We start from the raw sequence: 24,170 nt of genomic DNA, 5'->3' as shown, positions 1-24,170 counted from the left end.
ACATTTAAGTTAAACGGAGTTGTATTTGTTCCTTTACATGATGATAAACCTGAACAGGATTTAAAGTCCGCCAGTTCAAGTCGTTCAACGCTCCACCTAAGTTAATAAAGTAATCGATATCTGAATCTTTAAATTCAGCAATCACATGATCGCGGAAACCTACTCCTGCAATCCATCCATCACCAATATCTTCAAACCATTCTTCATAATAGCTATCATCTGAGGTGTGAAAGTTTAATATATTCTCTCCAATTAAAATAAACTTGTTGATTCCTTCATCAATCATCAAATCAATTACCTCTCTTTTTAGCAGCATAATATCATTATCGATGGCATCATTCCACTCGCCTATAAATTCAATAATTACATACTCATGCTCATAATCAGCAAACAAAACTTTTAAGTATAAAGTTTCTGAACCAAAAGAATCCCATTGCGGATGCAGTAAAAAATTATAGATCTGCTTATCATATTCAAATTCATTATACTCCTCGTTATAAAACGGTGAGCGTTCATCCTCTGCTGCAATGTAATCATCGCGCCAGCGATAATAAGGTTCAATTTCATGCATATATTCACGTGTAATAACAGGTAACTGTCATAAAATTAATACAATTAATTCTTTATAAAGTAATTTGGCTCTTTATTTGTTCTTTTAAGCAATAATTGTTAAAATACAAGCGATAAACGCTATTTTTGTTCCATTATTATATGCAAAATTCTACCAAAAAAAACATCTGGTTTGCCTTGGCTTATGCCGCCGTTCTAGCGGTCGGGCTAATCCTGGGTCAGAATTATGCAGAAGAATCCATCAGTATTGGTAATAGTAGTTTTATCCCACTTGGTACAACAGATAAAACGGGAAAAGTTCAGAAAGCTTTACAATTAATTCAAGAGCGTTATGTTGATAAGGTAGGTTTAGATACCCTTCAAGATGCCGCGATCAAGGAAATGCTGTCACGCCTGGATCCTCACTCTATTTATTTCCCACCGCGTAAGGCTCAGGCAATGGAAGAGAACCTTTCCGGAAGCTTTGACGGCATTGGCATTGAGTATTTTTCAATAAACGATACTCTGTTAGTTACCAGTATAGTTGATAACGGACCGGCAGAAAAAGCAGGTATATTGCGTGGAGATAAATTAATTTGGGTTAATGATTCGCTTATTGCAGGAGCTAATCGCAGCCAGGAAGAGATTTCTAATATGGTTCGTGGAAAGCGCGGATCCGTAGTCAATATCTGGGTTAGCAGAGATGGAAAAGAGATTGAAACGCCGATGAAGGTTAAACGAGATCAGATTGTTGTTAGCTCGCTTGATGCTGCCTATATGATTGAACCCCGAGTGGCTTATATTCGTATAAAACGCTTTGGCGAACGTACTGCAGAAGAATTTGATGCTACCTTAAAAGCATTGGATAAACATCGCTTCGATAAACTGATTCTGGACTTGAGAGGAAATGGAGGAGGTTATTTCTATGCTGCTTTGGCTGTGGCAGATGAATTTTTTGCGGCCGATAAACTTTTAGTTTATACCTCAGGTGCTAATGAAAGGCGAACTGATTATTATTCTACTGATGGGGGATTATATGAGAATGGAAAATTGGTGGTATTGATTGATGAGAACTCCGCATCTTCCAGTGAGATCGTTGCAGGCGCTATTCAGGATTTAAATAGAGGAACTATTATCGGCCGACGCTCTTTTGGTAAAGGATTGGTGCAGGAGCAATTTGATTTTGGAGATGGCTCTGCCTTAAGTCTTACCGTTGCGCGTTATTATACACCATTAGGCAGAAGTATTCAAAAGCCCTACAAATTCGGGAACGGGCAGTATTTTAATGAATTGAACCAGCGGTTTTTAAGTGGCGAGCTTACGCAGGAAATTACCCGGACTGATTCAGTAAGTGCTGATGGCAGGATCTATAAAAGCAATTCAGGTAAGTTGTTTAAAGTTATTGGAGGGATTATGCCCGACATTTATATTCCGATGGATACCACAGCTTTAACTCCTTTCTATAAGGAAGTATTAGCAAAAGATTTGATCAGTAAATTTGTTTATAATCGATTAATTGATAGTCCGCCGTCTTTTGCTGTCGAGAATTTTATTGAAGATTATGAGCTCCCTTCAGCTACTTTTCAAGAGTTTCTTCAATTTGTAAGAAGCCAGGAAGTCTCTTTTTCTCAACAAGAGGTTAACGTATCTGCTAAGCAGTTAGAAGGAGATATTAAAGCCTTGATGGGGCGTTATTTTTTCGGAAATGAAGCTTGGTTTAAGGTTCGCAACCACGACGATTACATGATTCAGCGAAGCCTGGAAGTTCTGCAATAATATCTAACACAATTCATAATAAAAAAATAAAGCCTCAAGAAATCAATCCCAAGGCTTTATCGGTTTATACCACTCAGCGAAGGCTGAGCTTATTTCTGTCTGAAATAAATTTCTAAAGGCACCCCTTCAAAGTCGAAGTTCTCCCGAAGTTTATTTTCTATAAAACGCTTATAAGGCTCTTTTACATATTGAGGTAAGTTACAAAAAAATGCAAACATTGGTGAACGACCATTGATTTGTGTTGCATATTTTGTTTTAATATATTTTCCTTTCGTAGCAGGAGGGGGGAAGTTCTGAATAATCGGCAGCATAATATCATTCAGTTTCGATGTCGAGATCTTCTTGGTCTTATTGATATAAACCTTGCCCGCTGCTTCTACCACCTTCATGATTCGTTGCTTTTCAGTAACGGAAGTGAAAATAATAGGCACATCAGTAAAAGGAGCTATCTTTTCACGAATACGATCTTCAAACTCCTTGCTGCTTTTATGTGTTTTCTCTACTAAATCCCATTTGTTCACAATAATCACAACTCCTTTTCTGTTCTTTTCAGCCAGTCTGAAAATATTGATATCCTGAGATTCAATACCTTCTGTAGCATCTAACATCAGGAGAATAACATCTGCCTCTTCCAGTGTTTTGATGGTTCTCATAACTGAATAGAATTCGATATCTTCAGTAACCTTTCCTTTCTTTCTTAATCCGGCAGTATCGATAAGAAGAAATTCATGCCCAAATTGATTGTAATGAATTGATATCGAATCGCGCGTTGTGCCAGCATTAGAAGTAACAATATTTCTTGTTTCGCCCAATAGAGCATTCGTAAGAGAAGATTTACCTACATTCGGACGGCCTACGATAGCATATTTACCAAGCGTATTTTCTTCTTCTGGCAGGTCATCAAAATGCTTTACAACTTCATCTAGCAATTCTCCGGTTCCAGAACCTGTCATTGATGAAATAGGATAAAGGTCGCCCAGGCCCAGGCTGTAAAAAGCAGTAGCTTCGATATGAAGATTGGTGTTATCAACTTTATTAACCACCATAAAGACTGGTTTTTTACTTCGGCGAAGTAAGCTTGCAATTTCATCATCCAAGTCGGTAACTCCTGTAGTTACATCAACCATAAATAAAATAACAGTTGCCTCATCAATTGCGATAAGTACCTGTTCACGAATGGCTGACTCGTAAATATCGTCTGAACCATGCACATATCCACCGGTATCTACCACCGAAAAATGTTTCCCGATCCATTCTCCTGTTCCATAATGACGATCGCGGGTTACTCCGCTAAAATCGTCAACAATGGCCTTGCGCTTCTCTACTAAACGATTGAAGAAGGTGGATTTGCCGACATTCGGACGGCCAACGATGGCGATGATATTTGACATGGTATTATTTAAAAGGGTGCTTTTATTCTAATTTCTGCAAAGATACAGAAAAGATGCAGATATTAGGTTTCTTAAAAGCATAGTGATGTATTGTAATACCCTTGCTTTACATAAGCGAATGGTTCGCGAGTGGTCCTCGCGTTGTGTCTGCGCTATTTGGGCTGTTTTAACGCAGATACAACGGAAGGATCAATAATGGTATATTCGTAAAAGCAAAACGAGGCTTATAAAGTATCTTTATAAGCCTCGTTTTGCTTCTTTTACTGGTAGAAAAATTCTTATAGATTGCGTACCCAGATATTGCGGAAGCTGATAGGTTTGCTCTTATCTCCGTGTGATTGTAATTTAATAGGAGCAGAATCGTATTGCTTGTAAGCGGGTTGCCCGATGTATAAGGTCTCACCTTTTAATTCAATATTGTTTTGAACTAATACGCCGTTGAAGAATATAGTAACATGGGCAGGTGTTTTAACTGAACCATCTGCATTGAAAGTAGGTGCAACCCAGGCTATATCATAGGTATTCCATTCACCTGCTTTTTTTGCCGGATTAGCTGCCGGAATAAATTGTTTATAGATGCTGGAAGCCATTCCATTAACATAAGTTTTATTTTCGTTGTTATACGAATCCATAATCTGAACTTCGTAGCCGCTATCGCCGCCTCCTGTTGAAGCTAAAAATAGGCCGCTATTACCTCTGCCTTGTCCCTCGCCATCGATATCAGCAGGGATACGCCATTCGATATGCAGTTGGTAGTTTTTAAAAGATTGCTTGGTTTCGATGTTTCCATTACCGGTTGCTTTATTTACTGTTAGCAATCCATCGGCAACCGTCCATTTAGCAGGTGATTTGTCTTTGGTTGTTACCCATTGATCCAGGTTTTTTCCATCGAATAAGATAATTGCGTCTGAGGGCGCATTGCTGAAGCTTGCTCCCGGAACAACCACTTTTGGAATGGGTTCCCATACTTCTGTATCTGCAGGATTTCCTCTGGCTGGTGCGGGTTGAGCTGCTGCAGGTTGTTGTGCGCTGGCTTGGAAGGCTGAAAAGCTTAAAAAGCTGACTGTTAAAATTTTTAATTTATAATTTTTCATAAAATTGTTTATTGATGTGTTTTTATAAGTTCAAATACTCTTTCAGGTTCATTGGTAGTAATATAATCTACCTTTTGATTTAAGGCAGTTAATATATCCTCATCTGTGTTAACTGTCCAGACATTAACGCTTAAACCAAGTTTATGTGCTTCTTCTATCCATTCCGGATGTGCTTTAAACACATTGAAATGATAGTCGATGCCAGTGTAGCCGTCTTTTTTTACTTGCTCGGGTGCAATATCTCCATTCAGGTAGGCTACCTCTGCTTTCGGTGCTAGTTGATGGATTAGCTTTCCGGCATCGTAATCAAAACAAATATAATCGACTAATTTTTGCGCCTTCAATTTATTGACCAGAGCTACAGTCATTTCTGTTGTTTTTAGCGTACGTGCTTTATCAATTACAGAGGTTTTTATTTCTAATACCAAACGGGTTTTCTTTTGTTTCATTCCCTCCTTTAAGTAGGCTTCAAGTGTTGGAATGCTTTCTCCGTTAGGGTGCTTTTTAGCTAATAATTCCTGATAGGTAGATCGTTCAATATCAATGCCGTAAAAATCTTTGTCGTGGTTAACAACCAGCACATCGTCTTTAGTAAGATGAACATCGAATTCGGAACCGAAGCACTTTAATTGGATCGCATGCTTAAGCGAAGCAATGGAGTTTTCGGGCAGGTTTTGTAGTTTAAATGCACCGCGATGCGCAATTACCTTGGTTTGTGCCTGGCTTTGGTTAACTATTAACATAATAGCAATAATCAATACGCTTTTAATGATTTTCATTGTGTGGGTTTTTGTTCTGTCGTCTAAAGTAAAATATAAATCGCAGTAAATCCAAATTTTAAGCCATGCATTATTTCATGCTTTTAAAATTTAAAATTTTCTGATTTATAAATTTGTTAAAAAGTATAAAAAATGTAACTTGCTTGTTGCATACAGGTATAGAATAATTATTCTATGCAGATTAGATCACTATGAATTTTTCAACAACCAATAATATTCAATAACCATAATCTAAAAACGATGACAAAAAAAGAGACAACAAAAACCTCTAAAGCTCCATCAAGGAGAGAATTTATCAAGACCGGTGCACTGGGAGTTGCTGCATTTAGTATCGTACCCCGACACGTTCTAGGTAAAGGGTTTGTAGCACCAAGTGATACCTTATATATAGCAGGCGTAGGTATTGGTGGTAAAGGTGCAAGTGATATTGACGGATTTCATGGAAGTGGGAAAGCTAAAATTGCATTCCTGTGCGATGTGGATCAAAAAAGAGGGGCAGAGACCTATGCTAAATATCCGGATGCTAAAAAGTATGTGGATTGGCGCGAATTGTTCGATAAAGAAGTTAAAAACTTTGATGCTGTTTCAGTTTCAACTCCTGACCATACGCATGCGGTAATTGGTACTGCTGCCATTACATTGGGGAAACATATCTGGATACAAAAACCATTAACACATAATATCTATGAAGCACGCTTACTTGCTGAATTAGCAGAACGTTATAAAGTGGTATCTCAAATGGGTAACCAGGGAGCTTCTAATGACGGTACCCGTCTTTTAAAGGAATGGTTTGAGGCTGGATTGATTGGCGATATCGAAGATGTGTATTGCTGGACAAACAGACCTATCTGGCCACAAGGTGTTAAATGGCCGACAGAAACATCGCCGGTACCATCTACTTTAGACTGGGATTTATGGCAAGGGCCGGCTGCGGCAAAACCTTATCCTAAATCGGATCCGAATGCTCAGTATGGAACGGTTGTGCCGTTTAACTGGAGAGGCTGGTGGGCTTATGGAACGGGAGCTATTGGTGATATGGGTGCGCATTTAATTGAAGCACCTATGAATGTGTTTGATTTAAAAGAAGTGACTTCTGTAGAATCAAGTGTTTCTACTTTATATACAAATGATGAAAGCGGACCGGTTGCTACTACTTCTACTTTAACATTTGCTCCTACTAGTAAAACTAAAAAAGCATTGAAAGTACATTGGTCTGATGGTGGTATTATTCCTTCTCGACCGGATGAAATTGGACCGGATGAAATTTGGCCAACCAATGGTTCTCTTTTCATTGGAACTAAAGGAAAGATGATGGCTGAAACCTATTCTGATAATGCAAGATTATTGCCTGTATCAAGAATGGATGGGTTAAATGTGCCAGTTAAATATAAGAGAGTTCCTAATGGAGCTAGTGGCCACTATGCACAATGGGTACAAGCTTGTTTAGCCGGTTATGGCAATATGGAAGTAAGTTCACCATTTGAAAAAGCTGCTTTATTAACAGAAGCTATGTTAATTGCGAATCTTGCTATCAGAGGGTTTACTTCATCTGTTGATGTGCCTCCTGCTGCTAACGCTCCTGCCGGAAGCCCAATGCGTAAATCTTACCCTTCTAGAGGAAAGAAACTTTTATGGGATGCTAAAAACATGCGTGTTACTAACGTAGATATTGTAAATCAATATGTTAAGGGAGAGTACAGAGACCCTTGGAAATTGAGCGGAATCTAAATATATAAGATTCTAAATTTATAGGAAAAAGGTTTTTAATTGATCTCAGGGTCAATTGAAGGCCTTTTTTCGTTTTACAGTATAGTTACAAAACAGCAAGAGATTGTGACATTGCTATGAATATTTTATTTGTTGCATAAAATAAAAAATGTATAGGAACTAAAGTTTTTATTATATACTTTTGAAATTCAATTGTACAAGTGTGTGCATATGACACCTTGTAATTAATGCGCAAACTAATTTATAATCTTAATATCAATAAACTTAATTAACTAAACTTTATGAAAATTTGTACTGTGAGAAATTTTAAATTTATGAAGCTCATGGGTCTGGTTCTTGTATTGTTTACTGTTGTGCTTGCTGGTTGTTCCAGAAATAGCGGAATGGTAGATGATGGGCAGAAGCCAGATGATAGTCGCTTCACACCAGTTGTCTTGGCGCAAGATCTTGATGAGCCAAATACCTTTGCGGTAATGAACAACGGGAATGTTGTTATCTCTGAACGTAAAGGGGATATCAAATTATATGATGCTGCGTTGGATACAACCACGTTAGTTGCTCATATTAATGTTAATACAAAATATACAAGTGCAGAAGGTGTTGTGAGAGAAGCTGAAGAAGGGCTTTTGGGTTTAATTCTTGATCCTGATTTTGATACGAATCATTGGATCTATATTTACTATGCTCATCCAACTGAGAAAAAACACATTCTTACTCGTTGGGAAATGGTTGATGGTAAATTGGTAGATAACTCTGAAAAAGTTTTATTGGAAGTTACTACTCAACGTGAAGTTTGCTGCCATACAGGTGGTGGTATGACTTGGGATAAAGATGGTAACTTATTCTTGACTGTTGGAAATAACACAGGAAATGCTTTATCTGCTCATACAGATGAAAGACCAGGACGTGCAAGTTGGGATGATCAGGCTCATGCAGCAAACACCAATGACTTACGTGGAAAAATCTTACGTATTCATCCGGAAGATGATGGTACTTACACAATTCCAAAAGGTAACTTATTCCCAGAAGGAACTGAAAAGACCCGTCCGGAAATTTATACTATGGGACACCGTAATGCTTGGAGAGTTTCTGTAGATAGTAAGACAGGTTATGTTTATTGGGGAGAAGTTGGTCCGGATGCTAGTGTAGATAGTGAAATTGGCCCTCGTGGATACGATGAATTAAATCAGGCTCGTGGTCCCGGTAACTTTGGCTGGCCATTCTTTGTTGGTCCAAATGCTGCTTTCCCGTATTTTGATTACGAAAAGGATGTTCCTTTAGAGAAAAAAGACCCGAACAATTATACCAATACTTCGGTAAACAATACCGGACTTGAATTATTGCCGCCAGTTGCTAAGCCGTTTATCTATTACCCTTATGGTCCTTCAGAAGAGTTTCCATTGGTAGGTAGTGGTAGCCGTAGTGCAACAGGAGGTCCTATTTATCATAGAGCAGATTTCAAGGATGATGCTAAACGTCCTTTCCCGTCATATTATGAAGGTAAATGGTTGGCTACTGACCTTTCAAGAGGTTGGATTATGGCAATTACCATGAAAGAAAATGGCGATTACGAATCTATGGAACGTTTCTTACCAAGCTATCACCCAGTTGAACCAATTGACATGAAATTTGGTCCGGAGGGAGATTTATATGTATTGGAATATGGAAGCACCTGGTTTGCTAAGAGCCATAATTCTCAATTAGTGAAAATTGAGTATAATGCAGGTAACCGTACACCTATCGCAGAAGCTTCTGTTGAGAAAAATGGGGGTCCGGTTCCATTTACTACTAAACTTTCTGCTGAAGGATCACGCGATCTGGATGGTGATGAGTTGAAATATGAGTGGAAAGTTACGGATGAAGCTGGGGCTTCTGTACAAACATTTACTGAAGCAAATCCTTCGGTTACTTTTGATAAAGAAGGCGTGTTTACAGCTACATTGACTGTTACTGATCCATCTGGAGAAAGCAGCTCTAAATCTGTGAAAATTATTTCTGGTAATACTGCACCTGAGATCACTTTTGATGTATTGGGTAATAAAACATTCTTCTTCCCTGGCAAACCATTTAACTATCAGGTGAATTTAAGTGATGCTGAAGATGGAAGCTTAGCTGACGGTAAAATTACTCCTGATCATGTTTCTGTTTCGATTCAATACGTATCGGAAGGTTTTGACTGGGCTGAAGTAATTCAAAATCAACGAAGTGTTAATATGTCGGCTGGTTTGAATGTTGCACAAGCATTAATGGCTAAAAACAACTGTACTAGTTGTCATAACTTAGACCAGGTTTCAATCGGACCTGCTTTGGTTAAGATTTCTGAGAAATATAAAAACACACCTTCAGAGTGGGAAAGATTAAATAATAAAATACGTAATGGTGGTACAGGTGTATGGGGTGAAGCTGTAATGCCGGCAAATCCAGGTGTATCAGCGAATGATGCTAGTACAATCTTAAACTACATTATGCACGTTACGGATGAAACTTCTAAGAGTTTACCTGTAAAAGGTACCTTTAATGCAGTAGTTCCTGATGGTGATAATGGTCGTGGATCTTATATTCTTCAAGCTGGATATACTGATAAAGGAGCTGGAACAGCGCCTGCTCAAGCAGTTGAAAGTATCGTAAGATTGCGCAACCCATTGGTTCCTGCAGGTGATGCTGATGATATTCAAGGTGGTGAAATGTCGGATAACGGACGAGGTGGTAAGGTTATTAAACCATTGAATGGTACTAGCGTTGGTTTCAAGGGATTGGATCTGACCAATATCAAATCATTGCAAATCGCTGGCTCAGCTACGCAAAGAGAAAACAATGCTGGTGCTACGATTGAAGCTCACCTTGGTTCTCCTACTGGTGCCTTGATCGGACAAACAACTATTGCTTTATTCATCGCTCCTCCAAGAGGTCAGATGCCTACTATGGAACAAGCATTGCAAGATGCAGGTGGCAATAAAGCAGCAGCTGAGAAAGCAATAGCAGCAGCAATGGCCGCAGCGAGAGCAGCTAACACAGCTCCTCCAGTTGTTATCAATCTGGATCAGGCTTTAACAGGTCCACAAGATATATACTTTGTATTTAAAAATGCAGAAGCTGGAGCTACACAACCTCTAATGACACTGAATGGTGTTGAGTTTAAACAAGAATAATTCTTGAATTCTTATAGATCGAAGTCCTGGAAGTTCAACTTTTGGGACTTCGATCTGTTTAATGTTTTTATTTTGGCTCATAATGGCCATTTTAAATTGCTTATTTTCTGTACATAAACCTGTAAGATAATATGTAGAACATAATATTTTTGTGATTGTAATTTTTTTACGATAGTAATTTTTATTTTACAATTGTTTTATAGATATTAGATAATTATTAGATCAATAACCAATCAATTTATAAACTATGACAAACAACTACCTATCTAGGCGTAAGTTTCTTGGCACCGGTACTCTTGCAGTAGCTGGTATGGCTGTAGCTTCCAAATCAACTTTTGGAGCACCTGTCTACATTAAGAACTTAGGCAAACCAAATTCTTTATTTAATGGTGTTCAAATAGGATGTATTACCTATTCTTTTAGAAGTATGCCTAGCAGTGCTGAACAACTTCTTCAGTATTGTTTAGATGCAAACGTGAGTGCTATTGAGTTAATGGGAGAAGCTCCGGAAGCTTTTGCTGGAGCTCCTGTGGCACCTCCTCGTCCACAAATGGCTGCGCCTGCTCCAGGGCAACCGCGTCCTCAACCTAGTCCTGAATATGTAGCTGCACAGGCTGAATATGCTAAAAAATTAGCAGAATGGCGTGCAAGTGTACCTATGACACGTTTTGAGCAATTGCGTAAAATGTACAATGATGCAGGTGTTACTGTCTATGGTTTTAAACCAAGTGCATTGGGGGTAAATAATTCGGATGCAGAAATAGATTACGCTATGCGTGCCGGTAAAGCATTGGGTGCTAACCAGGTTACGGTTGAGTTTCCTACGAGCTCTGTTCAAACGAAACGTTTGGGAGATATTGCTTACAGAAATAATATGCGTGTAGGTTATCACGGTCACTTACAGCAAACGTTTGATATGTGGGATGCTTCTTTCATTCAATCTGCTAATAATGCTGCCAATTTTGATATGGGACATTATGTAGCAGCTGGATTTGATCCGATTGAATTTATCAATGCTCGCGCTTCTCATATTTCGAGTATGCACACTAAAGATAGAAAGAACAAAGCGAATGGAGGTCAGAATGTGGTTTGGGGTCAAGGAGATACACCTATTATTGAAGTTCTTAACCTAATTTCAAAGAACAAATATCATTTCCCTGCTACCATCGAATTGGAATATGAAATTCCTGCTGGCTCTGATGCTGTGAAAGAAGTTGCGAAATGTGTAGAATACGCAAGAAAAGCATTAGGTGCTTAGTATCACAATTTCTATAGTCTAAACAAACTAACGTGATTGCTGTTGAGCAGTCACGTTAGGATTGTTGTTTGCTTTTTTAAATAATTAACCAATTATAAATTTAATCAATTAACCACTAAACTAAATAAACTATATGACAGAAAAACAAACTGATTTAAAACCATGTCGGTCCTGTAATAACATGACTGATTTTTAATTCCCATGATGAAAAACTCTGAGCAATCGGAGTGGGGATCTAATTATTTTAATTTCAAACTGAAAGAAAAAATCTATGAATCTTAATTTACAAAAACCTATTAACTGGAACAAAGTAATGAGAATTACGGCAGGCCAGGTATTAGCTGTACTTGTTTTGGGAAGCACTTCATTTGCATCAAGCAATAGCGTGTTGAGCCCAATGGTAAGTTTGGCAGCTAATAATTCCAGCCTGGTTCAGGCTGCGGTATCAGGAACAGTTACAGATGCAGCCGGAGAAACTTTACCAGGCGTAAGCGTAGTGGTAAAAGGAACTACGAACGGCACATTGACCGATGTGAATGGCCGCTATACATTAAATGCTCCGGCAAACGCTACTTTGGAGTTTACATACATTGGTTATGTGGCTCAAAGTGTTGCGGTTAACAGCCGTGCTATGGTTAATGTGACACTTGCTGAAGCAGTAACCAGCTTAAACGAAGTGGTTGTAACCGGTTATACCACAGAACAGAAGAAAGACATCATTGGTGCAGTTTCGATTGTAAATGCTGAAGACCTGAATACAACTCCAACAGGTAATATTACCAGTCAATTGCAAGGACGTTCTGCAGGTGTTACAGTAAGCTCAGACGGTAGCTTAGATGGAGGTGCCAAAGTTCGTATCCGTGGTTTCGGATCTTTCTCAGGATCAGAGCCCCTATATGTAATTGATGGTGTTCCTGTTGGTGGAGGCCGTTCTGGAAGTACCAACTCTGCAGTTGACAACCTGAATCCGAACGATATTGAATCGATGCAGGTATTGAAAGATGCTGCTGCTGCTTCTATTTATGGTGCTCGTGCTGCCAATGGTGTGGTAATTATCACAACAAAAAGAGGCCAGGCAGGTGCTCCAAAAGTTACCGTAGATGCTTACTATGGTAGTGATTATGTAAGCAAAAGTGATTTTCCTGATCTTTTGAATGCAAAAGAAATGGGTGATTTATACTGGAAAGAGCTACAAGGAGCTTATGAGACATCAGGGAATCCTGCTTATCAACCTGGTGGAGCTTCATGGGGACATCCGGCTTATGGTTATGGTGCTACCCCTGTTATTCCTGAATATATTTTAGCTTATAACGGTGGTTCAAAACTGGGTGGTGCTGCTTTAGAAGCATTGCGTGTTAGTGACCCAGCTACATTTGCATCTATTACTGATCCTGCAAACTATAAATTTGGACAACCGGGGTTGAACCAGATCGTTAAATCTGCTGATACAGATTGGTTCGATGAATATTACAATCCTGCTCCTATGACCAATATTCAATTAGGTGCACGTGGTGGTACTCAGACCGGTAATTATGCCTTGAGTATGAATTACATGAAACGTGAGAATACGATTGGAAAGGATAATTCATTTGAGCGCTATTCACTTCGTGCAAACTCTACCTTTAACGTTCGTAAGAACATCCGTTTAGGAGAGAACCTTCAAGTATCCTATGGAGAGATGAATGGTGATCGGGCATCTGCATCAACAGCTTGGACTATGCAGCCATTGATTCCTGTTTATGATATCATGGGCAATCCGGCAAGTTCGGCAGCTCCAGGATTGGTTGCCGTAGGTGATACTGGTAGAAACGGTATAGGTGAATCTTACCGTAACCGCTTCGATAAGATGACAAACTACGGTATTTTTGGTAACGTATTCGGGGAAGTCGATATCATTAAAGGATTGACAGCTCGTACATCGTTTGGTATCAATTATTCCTCAAGAAACTTTAAGGATATATCACCGGTTACTTATGAGCATGCTGAAAATACGAATTCGAACTCGATTAGTAATCAAAAGAATTTTAATAATCAGTGGACTTGGACCAATACCCTGAACTACGGTACTACTTTTGGAGAAGATCATGATTTCAAGATCTTATTAGGTTCAGAAGCTATTAAATCGTACAATGAAAATTTAACAGCTGGGCGTACATTAATTTCTTTGGCATTGGAAGATGATCCAAACTTCCAGGTAATTGACGCAGCTACAGGTGTTCAAACGAATTCAGGAGGTTTCGGACGTAGTAGCTTGTATTCTTTATTTACTCGTGTTGACTATGCTTATGCCGGTAAATACTTATTCAATGCAACGGTTCGTCGTGATGAATCATCTAAATTTAGTGCTGATAACCGTGTAGGTTATTTCCCTGCAGCGGCAATCGGTTGGAGAATTTCCGCAGAACCGTTTATGCAAAGCCTTACATTCTTAAACGATTTGAAACTTCGTGCAAGTTACGGTATTATTGGTAACGAAAGTGGTCTTTCTGCTGAGAATCAATACAATGTTTATGTATCAAGCTTAGCACAAGGTTACCCTATTAGTGGAGGTAATGCTGTGAAAAGTGATAGCTATACTGTTGATAGAGTGGGTAATCCTACTGCTAAGTGGGAAGAAAACACAACGACCAATATTGGTTTGGATGCAACGATGTTCAACAATTCGGTAAACTTCAGCATTGAAGTCTATAATAAGCAGACCAAGGATCTATTGGTTCAAAATCAACCCCCGAGAACAGGTATTGATGCTACTCAACCATACCTAAACGCTGGTGATATGACCAATAAAGGGATTGATATCAGCTTGAGCAAACGTGGTGATATTATAGAAGGTTTTGGTTATGATTTAGCTGCTACCTTCTCTAAGTACAAAAATGAGGTAACACGAGTATTGGATAATCCTGCAGCAACAATTGCTGGCTCAAGCACTCGTTTGAATGGTAGCCCAAGTTTAACCCGTGTAGGTGATCCGATTGCTTCTTTCTACGGTTATAAACTGGATGGTTTCTTTAATACGCAAGCAGAAGTAGATGCATTTAATGCTACCTATAATCCAGAAGGTACTACTACTCCGTGGATTCCACCTGCAGTAGGTCGTTGGAAGATCCAAGATGTGAACGGTGATAAGGTAATCAATGCAGATGACCGTACCATTATCGGTTCCCCACATCCTGATTTCCAAATGAGCTTTAACTTAGGATTGAATTACAAGAATTTTGATTTTACAGCTTTTGTATTTTGGAACAAAGGTGGTCAGTTATTTAACTTAAGCCGTTATAATGTTGATTTTAATACTTTCCAATATAACAGAAGTGCCCGTATGCTTTACGAATCATGGACTCCTGAATTAGGAAACAATGCGAAATTGCCTAAGGCTGATTTGTTGGATACCTATTCAAATGTGAACGCTACCGATTACTATTTGGAATCTGCTTCGTATTTACGTTTGAAAACGCTTCAATTAGGTTATACATTGCCAAAGAATGTAATTAGTGGAATTGGATTGGATAAGGTACGTATTTACGTTCAGTCGCAAAACTTGTTTACTGCTAAACCTAAGAACACAACGGTATTGGATCCTGACGGTTTCATGAGTGGAGGTGATACATCCATGGGTGTAATTAATAATAGCTTTCCAACACCAAAACAAATTTTGTTTGGTATAAACGTTGGGTTTTAATAATTAAGGAATAATATTTAATAAGATAAATATGAAAAAGATTCATTCAGTAATATTTACATTAGTTGTATGTGTTACGTTGTTGTCCTGCAAGGATAACTTCGTAGAGCAGCAACCTATCGGTTCCTTCCCAGGAAGCGTATTAACTACACCCGATGGAATTGATAAGGCCTTGACAGGCGCATATTCTGCCTTGAACGGTGCGGGTGGTATGGATAGAGGACCAGGTAACATCCTTTTCGGAAGTATCCGGGGTGGTGAGGCCCATAAAGGGTCAACCGGTGGAGATCAACCTCAGATGATTGAAATCCAAAAATTTGAAGCGAATGCCGGTAACAGTAATGGACTTAATAATTTTAGATTTTATTATGATGCGGTTTATCGCACTAATTTAGTATTGACAAACCTTCCAAATGTTGAAGGATTAACTGATGCTCAGAAAACGCAAATAGCAGCAGAAGCCCGTTTCTTACGTGGACATTATATGTTCCAATTAAAACGTCTTTTTGGGAATGTGCCTTTTATTGATGAGGCCGTTATTGGCGATCCATTAGTTCCGAATACTGACGAATCAGGTAATTTCGTAGACGCATGGCCTAGTATTGCTGCTGATTTTAAATTTGCAGCTGAAAATCTGGCCCCTACGAATGCTGATAAAGGTAGAGCTAACAAATGGGCAGCTATGGCTTATTTAGGTAAAACATACCTTTACATGGGAAATGAAGGCGATAATGCAAATTATGCTTTAGCTCAAACAGCGTTTAACGATGTGATTGCAAATGGTGTAACAAACAGTGGCGTTAAGTATAAATTAAATAATGACTATCATGCAAACTTTAACAGTTTAACCGAAAACGGACCAGAAGCTGTATTTGCTGTTCAACATTCTGTGAATGATGGAAGTGACGGTGGCTATGCGAATTCAAGCCGAGATTTACAATATATTAGCCCACAAAGTGGTGGTGGCCCTGGAGATAACAGAGGATATGGATTCTTCTACCCGTCACAATGGTTTGTTAACCATTTCCGTGTAGATGCTAATGGTCTTCCTATTTTTAATGATGCTGCTCGTAATGCAGATAAAATTAAAAGTGATGATGGTATTCCTGCAGCAAGTCCTTATACTCCGGATGCTGGTTTAATTGATCCAAGATTAGACTGGAGTGTTGGTCGTCGCGGTATTCCATTCTTGGATTACGGACAATTTTCACCAAGTTGGGTTCGAGACGCTGCTGCTGCTGGTCCTTATATTAGCCAGAAGTTCTTTACTTCAAAAGCTGCTAATGGTTTAGCTGCATCAAGACCTGAGAATAATTTAAATATCAATGTAATTCGTTATGCTGATGTATTGTTAATGGCTGCTGAAGTGGAAGCAAGAATTGGAAGCCTTCCGTTAGCTATGGACTATGTAAACCAGGTTCGTAACCGTATGGCAACAAATACCGGATCGAAAGAAAACTGGGTTCTGAATGCTGATGGTACTCCTGCAGCTAATTATAAGATTGGGTTATATCCTCCAGGATCACCTCAGTTTGCTAGTTCGGCAAAAGCATTGGAAGCTATCTTCTTTGAACGCACCTTAGAGTTAGGTTTAGAGGGTCACCGTGCATTCGATGCAGTCCGTTTCGGAGCTGAAGATGGAACTACAGATACCAAGGAGTTAAATGGTTTTATTGCTTATGAGTCTACTTTAAAAGGTTACTTATCAGGTGGTACTTATACCAGAGTTCCGGATGCTATTATGCCAATTCCTCAACAAGCTATTGATAATAGCTTTAAAGATGGTAAATACACTTTAGAACAAAATCCTGATTATTAATTAAATATTAGGTTTTAACTAAGTTTGTTAAAAGGTTAGTGAGAAAGCAATTAGCTTTTTCACTAACCTTTTTTGTTACTTTCATTACCCTGATTTGTAATTCTTTTATTATTTCGAATTAATAAAAGAATTATTTAGTAATAATCTTTGGTTATTTAAAAATAATTTATACTTTTACCATTGTAATGCGAACGTTGGCATTGAGTATTATTGATCTAGTATTTCCTGTCAGCATTATAAATTGGTTAATTGTTGTGGTTATGCCAACGTTAGCATTACTTATTGATATATCAGAGATCAGAATTTAGGTGTCAAGGAAGTTAAATAGATTATAAACTGAAGTTTAACTGAATATTATAATATTAGAAATCAAATTTATTAGTTTCATTCAATGGCGTTGTAACTAATGAATTAGCTTGGAGGATATTATGAAACCAGAATTATTAAAAGTATCTCATCAGCCAGTACTATCCTTTAGCACAAGACAAGACTGTTTGCCAAACATTAATAATAGATGGCATTACCATCCGGAAATTGAACTAATATATTTTCATAAGGGATCAGGTACGCAGTTTGTGGGTGACAGTATTAAAAGATTTGAACAAAGCAATATAGTTTTGCTTGGATCTAATTTGCCACATTACTGGAAATACGATAACGAAAATCATATAGAGCGGCAAGGTGAGAATCCATATGCTACGGTAATACATTTCTCTGAAGATTTCTGGGGTCAAACTTTCCTCAATGTTCCGGAGAACAAAGTTATAAAACACACTTTAAATAATGCAAAAAGGGGGATACAGATCTCTGCGAAGAAAGAACCTGTAATTGCGGGCTTAATTGAACAATTGGTCAGTGCTGAAGGGCACACACGTATTATTTTGTTGATGGAAGTATTGGCTCTTATTGGATTGACTAATAGTGGAAAGCCATTATCTTCTGTTGGTTTTATGTGCAATTTTGATGAAGGAGATAAATATCGGATTAAGCTTATTTATGATTACTCTTTTGCGAACTTTAAAGATAAAATATTGCTTGAGGAAATAGCGGCAATAGCTAATTTAACACCTAATTCTTTTTGCCGCTATTTTAAAGCCAAAACCAATAAAACATATCTGCAATTTGTTAACGAAATAAGGATCAGCCATGCCTGCAAATTGCTTCTCGAGGATGAAATTAGTATTAAGCAGATATGTTATGAAAGTGGGTTCAATAATTTTTCTTCTTTTCATTCCATGTTTAAATTGATTACAGGAAAGACTCCATTAAATTATAAACAAAGCTACATGCCTAGAAGCTTTGATGAGACTTAATGCATTGCAATCATCAGGGTAATATTCCTTAATAATGAGGTAATTATTTATAATCATAGATTGGATTAAAGCAGTTATTTGGATGCAAATTGCAATTGCCAAATAAAATCTAGAATGACAGTAATCAACGTCTTTCAAGAGTGATAAATAAACCATTATATAATCTAAATTATCAAAAATGAAATTAAAGTTTTTAAGCATTGCCCTCGCAATAATATTTGTAGGAAGCATTTTTCAGACACAAGCACAGTCTGTAATAAAGGATGATTTTAAACCTTCAATTCTTAACCAGCCCGGACAAGAGTATCCACAGGTAAATTCTCAGGGATACGCAAGATTTCGGGTAAAAGCGTCTCAAGCAGACAGTATTCGAGTGAGCTTAGGTTTAGGAGGACAAGGGGGCACTTTATTAACAAAAGGAGCTGATGGTTTTTTTACCGGTACTACCGCAGGACCGATGGATGAAGGATTTCATTACTATCATCTAACAATTGATGGGGGTGTATTTAACGACCCAGGCGCGTTGAATTATTATGGTTCTGTTCGTTGGGAAAGTGGTATCGAAATACCTGCGCATGACCAGGACTTCTATGCCTTGAAAGATGTTCCACATGGTAATGTGCAGCAGATACTCTTCCCTTCTAAAAGCACTAATACTTCTCGTCGCGCATTTGTTTACACTCCTCCGGGTTATGGTAAAGACTCAAAACGCTATCCAGTATTATACCTTCAACATGGTTGGGGTGAAGATGAAACTGCATGGAGCAATCAAGGCCGTGCTAACTTAATAATGGATAATATGATAGCTGAAGGTAAAGTTAAACCCTTTATTATCGTAATGACATACGGTATGACTAATGAAGTTAGATTTGGTGGCATGAGAGACTTTAAAATAGAAGGATTTCAAACAGTTTTGATAGATGAATTGATACCTTATCTTGATGCAAACTTCAGGACGCTTACAGACAGGAATAACCGTGCGATGGCGGGCCTTTCAATGGGAGGTATGGAAACGCATACTATTACTTTAAATAAGCCTGATGTATTTGCTTATTATGCTTTACTAAGTGGTGGAACTTATAATGCAGAAGAACTTAAAGGTAAATCTCAACCGAAACTTATTTTCTTAAGTGCTGGCAGCAAAGAAAGACCAGATGGTGTTAGAAATGCGGCAACTGCATTGAAAGCAGCTGGTTATAACGCTGTTTCTTATGTATCAGAAAACACAGCTCATGAGTTTTTAACCTGGCGCCGCAGCCTTTGTGAACTTGCGCCATTATTATTTAAATAGTTAATAATTCATTGACACAGCAATAATGTCTAAAAATTCGGAAGTGTTAGGGTTTATCCCAAGAAATAATGTAGTCTCATTTTCATTTGTAACTGTATTATTCCTCATTTGGGGTATTCCCAATAATATGAATGACGTTCTTATAACGCAATTTATGAAGTCATTTGAATTAACCAGGTTTCAAGCCGGATTAATTCAGTCTGCTTTCTACTTGGGTTATTTTGTGCTTGCGATTCCTTCGGTTCTCGTAATAAAGCGTTATTCTTATAAGGTTGGTTTATGTCTTGGCTTATTCCTTTTTGCAGCGGGCTGCTTTTTATTTTGGCCCGCTGCAATTGCTGGAAAGTATGAGTATTTTTTATTTGCATTGTTTGTAATTGCCTCCGGATTAACATTCTTGGAAACAGGAGCTAATATTTTTATTGTTGAGATGGGAAGTGCGGCATCAGCTGAACGTCGTCTTAATTTTTCGCAAGCTTTCAATCCGATAGGAGCTGTGTTAGGTGTTTTGCTGGGTACCGTATTTATATTTTCAGGTATTGAGCATGATCCCTCAAAAATAGAAGCTTTGAAGCTAAGTGGACAGTATCAAGCCTATCTTGAACAAGAAACGATGCGTGTTGTTACACCTTATCTTGTACTAGGTGGCTTCGCTGTTATTTGGGGCGTTATTCTAGCATTTTTAAGATTTCCGCAGAGCAATGATGAAGTCGAAGATGGAAGTCATAGAACTACTATTAAAGATTTGCTCCGATACCCTCATTTTTATAAAGGGGTGATTTCTCAGTTCTTTTACTGTGGGGCACAAACTTGTACTTGGAGTTTTTTTATTACTTATGTTCAAGACTTTACAGGTCAGCCTGAAAAGGTTGCTGGTTACTTTTTGACCGGAACATTGGTCGCCTTTGGTATCGGACGTTTCTCTGCAACGTACTTTATGAAATTTATTCCTCCCAATAAGTTAATGACCTTATATGGTATGATCAATATTTTATTAGTAGGTATTGGAATAGTCATCCCTGGTATGATAGGTGTTTGGGCTATATTTCTCACTAGTTTTTTTATGTCGCTGATGTATCCAACAAACTTTGCTTTAAGTATCCGTGGACTTGGAAAAAATGCAAAATTAGCTGGATCAATTATGGTTATGGCTATTGTAGGCGGTGCTGTATTTCCACCTTTAATGGGATACATAGCCGAAAAATCAATGAGTATGGCTATTGCTATGGTTATACCACTTATCGGGTATGTTTATATAACCTATTATGCATTATACGGTTCTAAATTGAAACAAGAACTAGCTCATGAGCACCATTAAAATGGATTCAGCGGTATTAGAATTTCCGAAAGTTATATTTGGGACAAGCAGTCTTGGAAACTTATTTGTTGCTCTTGAGGAAAAGATAAAAAGAGAAATTGTTAAAGAGTGTGTTGATCAATCGGCAAGCCAGGTTGTATTTGATTCGGCCGGAAAATATGGCGCAGGATTGGCTCTTGAATCACTTGGAAAATATCTGAATGACTTAAAGGTTGAGAAAGGAAAGGTACTTATAAGCAATAAGTTGGGATGGTTTAGGACCGAGCTAAAGACTCCAGAGCCAACTTTTGAAAAAGATGTTTGGATAGACCTTCAACATGATGCGGTACAGATGATCAGCTACCAGGGAATGATGCAATGTTTTGAGCAAGGAAATGAATTGCTAAAAGGCTATGTTCCGCAGATGGTTTCTGTTCACGACCCCGATGAATATTTAGCAGAAGCTAATAGTTCTGAAGATGAAAGTAAACGGTATAATGATATACTTGAAGCATATCGTGCATTGTCTGACTTAAAGACAAGTGGTAAGGTGAGTTCAGTTGGGGTAGGAGCAAAAGATTGGAAAATAATTTCTCGCATTGTAAAAGATGTAGATTTGGATTGGGTGATGATAGCGAATAGTATGACTCTAAAAAGTCATCCAATAGAGTTATTAGAGTTTATGCGTGAATTGGAGCAAAAACATATTCCGATTATTAACTCTGCTGTTTTCCACTCGGGTTTTTTAATTGGCAGTAACTTTTACGACTACAAGCTAGTGAATTCGGATATGCCAGGGCATAATCATCTTATAAAATGGCGTTATGATTTCTTTAAAATATGCGAAACTTTTAATATTAATCCCGCAGAAGCGTGTGTAGCATTTGCGTTGAAGGCTCCAGGAGTAAAAAGTATAGCACTGAATACAGCTAATCCAAAACGAATTAAACAAAATATGGATATGATACAAACCGTTATTCCTCAGGAGTTTTGGACGCAGTTAATTGAACAGGGGCTGATAGATGACACTTTGGCTTTTCTAAAATAACTTTCCGAAATGCTAAAGATTGATTCGCACCAGCACTTTTGGAAATATGATCCAATAAGGGATTCATGGATTACAGAAGATATGGCTATACTTCAACGGGATTATTTACCGCCAGAGTTAGGCGTAGCCTTAAAAGCAAATGGATTTGATGGTTGTGTGGTTGTTCAATCAAATCAGTCAGAAGAAGAAAATGATTTCCAACAACTCAATGCCGAACAATATAACTTTATTAAAGGTATTGTAGGTTGGGTAAATCTTTTGTCCCCCAATGTAGAGAAAAGACTCGATTATTACAGTCAATTTAAAAAATTAAAAGGGTTTCGTCATGTTCTTCAAGGTGAACAGCAACGGGATTTTATGTTACGGCCTGATTTTTTAAATGGAATATCGCTACTTACTAAGTATGATTATACTTATGATATTCTAATAAATCCCGACCAGTTACAATTTGCTAAAGAATTGGTCGCAAAATTCCCCGAACAGCGATTCGTTATCGATCATATTGCCAAGCCCTTTATTAAAGATAATATCTTGGAAAATTGGCGTACCGATATAATCGAAATTTCCAAGTATAGGAATGTGTTCTGCAAAATTTCAGGTATGGTTACTGAAACAAGATGGAATCAGTGGTCAGCAGATGAGTTTGACCCTTATATAGATATTGTTGTTGAAGCTTTTGGAGTTGACAGGGTTATGTTTGGGTCGGATTGGCCGGTTTGTACATTATCCGGATCCTTTAGTGAGGTTTATGAGATTGTTAAAAACTATTTTTCAGGATATAGTGATGAGGAACAACAGAAGGTTTTTGGCAAAAATGCAATTGAGTTTTATAGGTTATAAGAATGAAAATGGATTCGTTAGTTTGTTCCCAACCGGGAAAATTTGAGTATAAACAGGCTGATCGGCCATCATTAACTGAGAATAATGCAATCATAAAAATTAAAAGAATAGGTATTTGTGGCACAGACCTACATGCTTTCCAAGGTACGCAACCCTATTTTGATTACCCACGTATTCTAGGGCATGAGCTTTCTGGAGAATTGATAGAGGCTGATAATGCGCCAGGTTTTGTTATTGGCGAACCTGTTACCTTTATTCCATATATTAATTGTGGAGATTGCATTGCTTGTAATAATGGTAAACCTAATTGTTGTGTAAGTTTGAAGGTTTGTGGAGTACACATGGATGGTGGCATGGTGGAATATTTGTCCGTTCCATCTCGATTATTAGTACATGGTAATGGGTTAACTTATGATGAGCTTGCATTGGTAGAGCCGCTAGCTATTGGAGTTCACGGCGTGAGACGTGCTTCTATTGTTGAGAATGAATTTGTTTTAGTTATTGGTGCAGGTCCAATTGGTTTAGGGGCAATGGAATTTGCCAGAATCGCTGGAGCGCGAGTAATTGCTATGGATATTAAGGATAGCCGCTTAGCATTTTGTAAGGAGAAACTCGGCTTCGAGTATACAGTTAATGCACGTTTAGATGTAAAGCAGCAAATACGGAAGATTACAGGTGGTGAAATGCCTACTGTTGTAATAGATGCAACCGGTAGCCGAAGTGCTATAAATTCTGCATTTCAATATATGGCACATGGTTCACGTCTTATTCTGATAGGTTTGCAGAAAGAAGAAATATCGTTTAGCCATCCAGAGTTTCATAAGCGTGAAGGATCGCTAATGAGTAGTAGAAATGCCACAAGGGCTGATTTTGAGCATGTGATTGATTCAATGAAGAAGGGGTTGATTGACCCAATGAACTATATAACACATCGTTCAGATTTTAGTACTCTTAGCACCGATTTTAAAAGCTGGCTTGACCCTAAGTCGTCTGTAATTAAGGCAATGGCTAATCTATAATTGTTTAAACCTATTTAAACAATTACTCTAATAGAGAAAGCTGCTGTTTCTATAGCCTAGGGGTTGTTTTATATTTCTCTTAATAAAAAATGCGCCATTGTTTTATAGCAATGGCGCATTCAATGTAAAACAACTAAATT

16 protein-coding genes are annotated in these 24,170 nt (G+C 38.1%); 12 read left to right on the top strand and 4 right to left on the bottom strand.

What is annotated here, in order from left to right:
- Positions 1-4: 4 nt before the first annotated feature.
- Positions 5-571, bottom strand: a complete 567-nt coding sequence (locus C8N28_RS06095) for a hypothetical protein (RefSeq protein ID WP_132222665.1) — start codon at positions 569-571, stop codon at positions 5-7.
- A 140-nt stretch (positions 572-711) separates the two neighbouring features.
- Here C8N28_RS06095 and C8N28_RS06090 point away from each other — a divergent pair, with 140 nt between their 5' ends.
- A complete protein-coding gene (locus tag C8N28_RS06090) occupies positions 712-2,325 on the top strand; it encodes a S41 family peptidase (protein WP_132222663.1) in 1,614 nt (537 codons plus the stop codon).
- 89 nt (positions 2,326-2,414) lie between these two features.
- On the opposite strand, the gene der is transcribed toward C8N28_RS06090, so the two are convergent.
- The 3 genes from der to C8N28_RS06075 all read right to left on the bottom strand — a co-directional run bounded on the left by der (position 2,415) and on the right by C8N28_RS06075 (position 5,589).
- A complete protein-coding gene (gene der, locus C8N28_RS06085) occupies positions 2,415-3,716 on the bottom strand; it encodes a ribosome biogenesis GTPase Der (RefSeq protein WP_132222661.1) in 1,302 nt (433 codons plus the stop codon).
- Positions 3,717-3,994: 278 nt separating this feature from the next.
- Complete coding sequence (locus tag C8N28_RS06080; RefSeq protein WP_132222659.1) at positions 3,995-4,810, bottom strand: 3-keto-disaccharide hydrolase; 816 nt, start codon at positions 4,808-4,810, stop codon at positions 3,995-3,997.
- 8 nt (positions 4,811-4,818) lie between these two features.
- Complete coding sequence (locus tag C8N28_RS06075) at positions 4,819-5,589, bottom strand: glycerophosphodiester phosphodiesterase (protein ID WP_132222657.1); 771 nt, start codon at positions 5,587-5,589, stop codon at positions 4,819-4,821.
- Between the two features lie 240 nt (positions 5,590-5,829).
- On the opposite strand from C8N28_RS06075, the gene C8N28_RS06070 reads away from it, so the two are divergent.
- The 11 genes from C8N28_RS06070 (at position 5,830) to C8N28_RS06020 (ending at position 24,030) form a co-directional block, all read left to right on the top strand.
- Entirely contained in the window at positions 5,830-7,317 is a 1,488-nt protein-coding gene (locus C8N28_RS06070) for a Gfo/Idh/MocA family protein (RefSeq protein ID WP_132222655.1), read from the top strand.
- Positions 7,318-7,613: 296 nt separating this feature from the next.
- Positions 7,614-10,466, top strand: coding sequence for a PQQ-dependent sugar dehydrogenase (locus C8N28_RS06065; protein ID WP_221410211.1), 2,853 nt, complete (start codon positions 7,614-7,616; stop codon positions 10,464-10,466).
- Positions 10,467-10,713: 247 nt separating this feature from the next.
- The gene (locus C8N28_RS06060; RefSeq protein WP_132222653.1) at positions 10,714-11,724 is read left to right on the top strand and encodes a sugar phosphate isomerase/epimerase family protein; all 1,011 of its coding nucleotides are present in this window, start codon (positions 10,714-10,716) and stop codon (positions 11,722-11,724) included.
- A 271-nt stretch (positions 11,725-11,995) separates the two neighbouring features.
- The gene (locus tag C8N28_RS06055) at positions 11,996-15,403 is read left to right on the top strand and encodes a SusC/RagA family TonB-linked outer membrane protein (protein WP_132222651.1); all 3,408 of its coding nucleotides are present in this window, start codon (positions 11,996-11,998) and stop codon (positions 15,401-15,403) included.
- Positions 15,404-15,434: 31 nt separating this feature from the next.
- Positions 15,435-17,222 carry a RagB/SusD family nutrient uptake outer membrane protein gene (locus tag C8N28_RS06050; protein ID WP_132222649.1) on the top strand — a complete coding sequence of 596 codons (1,788 nt, stop codon included), beginning with the start codon at positions 15,435-15,437 and terminating at the stop codon, positions 17,220-17,222.
- A gap of 428 nt (positions 17,223-17,650) precedes the next feature.
- Complete coding sequence (locus C8N28_RS06045; RefSeq protein WP_132222647.1) at positions 17,651-18,535, top strand: AraC family transcriptional regulator; 885 nt, start codon at positions 17,651-17,653, stop codon at positions 18,533-18,535.
- A gap of 178 nt (positions 18,536-18,713) precedes the next feature.
- Positions 18,714-19,826 (top strand): alpha/beta hydrolase, encoded by a 1,113-nt coding sequence (locus C8N28_RS06040; protein WP_132222645.1) that lies wholly within the window; start codon positions 18,714-18,716, stop codon positions 19,824-19,826.
- Between the two features lie 25 nt (positions 19,827-19,851).
- Positions 19,852-21,144: an L-fucose:H+ symporter permease gene (fucP, locus tag C8N28_RS06035; RefSeq protein WP_132222643.1), complete on the top strand. Its 1,293-nt coding sequence runs from the start codon at positions 19,852-19,854 to the stop codon at positions 21,142-21,144.
- Positions 21,131-22,171 (top strand): aldo/keto reductase, encoded by a 1,041-nt coding sequence (locus C8N28_RS06030; protein ID WP_246012762.1) that lies wholly within the window; start codon positions 21,131-21,133, stop codon positions 22,169-22,171. Before fucP ends, C8N28_RS06030 begins: the two co-directional genes overlap by 14 nt.
- A gap of 9 nt (positions 22,172-22,180) precedes the next feature.
- Positions 22,181-23,011 carry an amidohydrolase family protein gene (locus C8N28_RS06025; protein WP_132222641.1) on the top strand — a complete coding sequence of 277 codons (831 nt, stop codon included), beginning with the start codon at positions 22,181-22,183 and terminating at the stop codon, positions 23,009-23,011.
- A gap of 8 nt (positions 23,012-23,019) precedes the next feature.
- The gene (locus C8N28_RS06020; RefSeq protein ID WP_132222639.1) at positions 23,020-24,030 is read left to right on the top strand and encodes a zinc-binding alcohol dehydrogenase family protein; all 1,011 of its coding nucleotides are present in this window, start codon (positions 23,020-23,022) and stop codon (positions 24,028-24,030) included.
- Positions 24,031-24,170 lie beyond the last annotated feature (140 nt).

Source organism: Albibacterium bauzanense, from assembly GCF_004339765.1.
GTDB lineage: Bacteria > Bacteroidota > Bacteroidia > Sphingobacteriales > Sphingobacteriaceae > Albibacterium > Albibacterium bauzanense.
The sequence above is the reverse complement of the archived record's forward strand: the minus strand, read 5'-3'. Positions and strand labels throughout refer to the sequence as shown.

Bases quoted from the DNA above. Each gene is read 5' to 3' on its own strand.
- C8N28_RS06050 (WP_132222649.1), top strand. From the start codon at position 15,435: ATGAAAAAGATTCATTCAGTAATATTTACATTAGTTGTATGTGTTACG.
- fucP (WP_132222643.1), top strand. From the start codon at position 19,852: ATGTCTAAAAATTCGGAAGTGTTAGGGTTTATCCCAAGAAATAATGTA.
- C8N28_RS06060 (WP_132222653.1), top strand. From the start codon at position 10,714: ATGACAAACAACTACCTATCTAGGCGTAAGTTTCTTGGCACCGGTACT.
- C8N28_RS06095 (WP_132222665.1), bottom strand. From the start codon at position 571: ATGCATGAAATTGAACCTTATTATCGCTGGCGCGATGATTACATTGCA.
- C8N28_RS06020 (WP_132222639.1), top strand. From the start codon at position 23,020: ATGGATTCGTTAGTTTGTTCCCAACCGGGAAAATTTGAGTATAAACAG.
- C8N28_RS06055 (WP_132222651.1), top strand. From the start codon at position 11,996: ATGAATCTTAATTTACAAAAACCTATTAACTGGAACAAAGTAATGAGA.
- C8N28_RS06090 (WP_132222663.1), top strand. From the start codon at position 712: ATGCAAAATTCTACCAAAAAAAACATCTGGTTTGCCTTGGCTTATGCC.
- C8N28_RS06070 (WP_132222655.1), top strand. From the start codon at position 5,830: ATGACAAAAAAAGAGACAACAAAAACCTCTAAAGCTCCATCAAGGAGA.
- C8N28_RS06025 (WP_132222641.1), top strand. From the start codon at position 22,181: ATGCTAAAGATTGATTCGCACCAGCACTTTTGGAAATATGATCCAATA.
- C8N28_RS06045 (WP_132222647.1), top strand. From the start codon at position 17,651: ATGAAACCAGAATTATTAAAAGTATCTCATCAGCCAGTACTATCCTTT.
- C8N28_RS06040 (WP_132222645.1), top strand. From the start codon at position 18,714: ATGAAATTAAAGTTTTTAAGCATTGCCCTCGCAATAATATTTGTAGGA.
- C8N28_RS06075 (WP_132222657.1), bottom strand. From the start codon at position 5,589: ATGAAAATCATTAAAAGCGTATTGATTATTGCTATTATGTTAATAGTT.
- der (WP_132222661.1), bottom strand. From the start codon at position 3,716: ATGTCAAATATCATCGCCATCGTTGGCCGTCCGAATGTCGGCAAATCC.
- C8N28_RS06030 (WP_246012762.1), top strand. From the start codon at position 21,131: ATGAGCACCATTAAAATGGATTCAGCGGTATTAGAATTTCCGAAAGTT.
- C8N28_RS06080 (WP_132222659.1), bottom strand. From the start codon at position 4,810: ATGAAAAATTATAAATTAAAAATTTTAACAGTCAGCTTTTTAAGCTTT.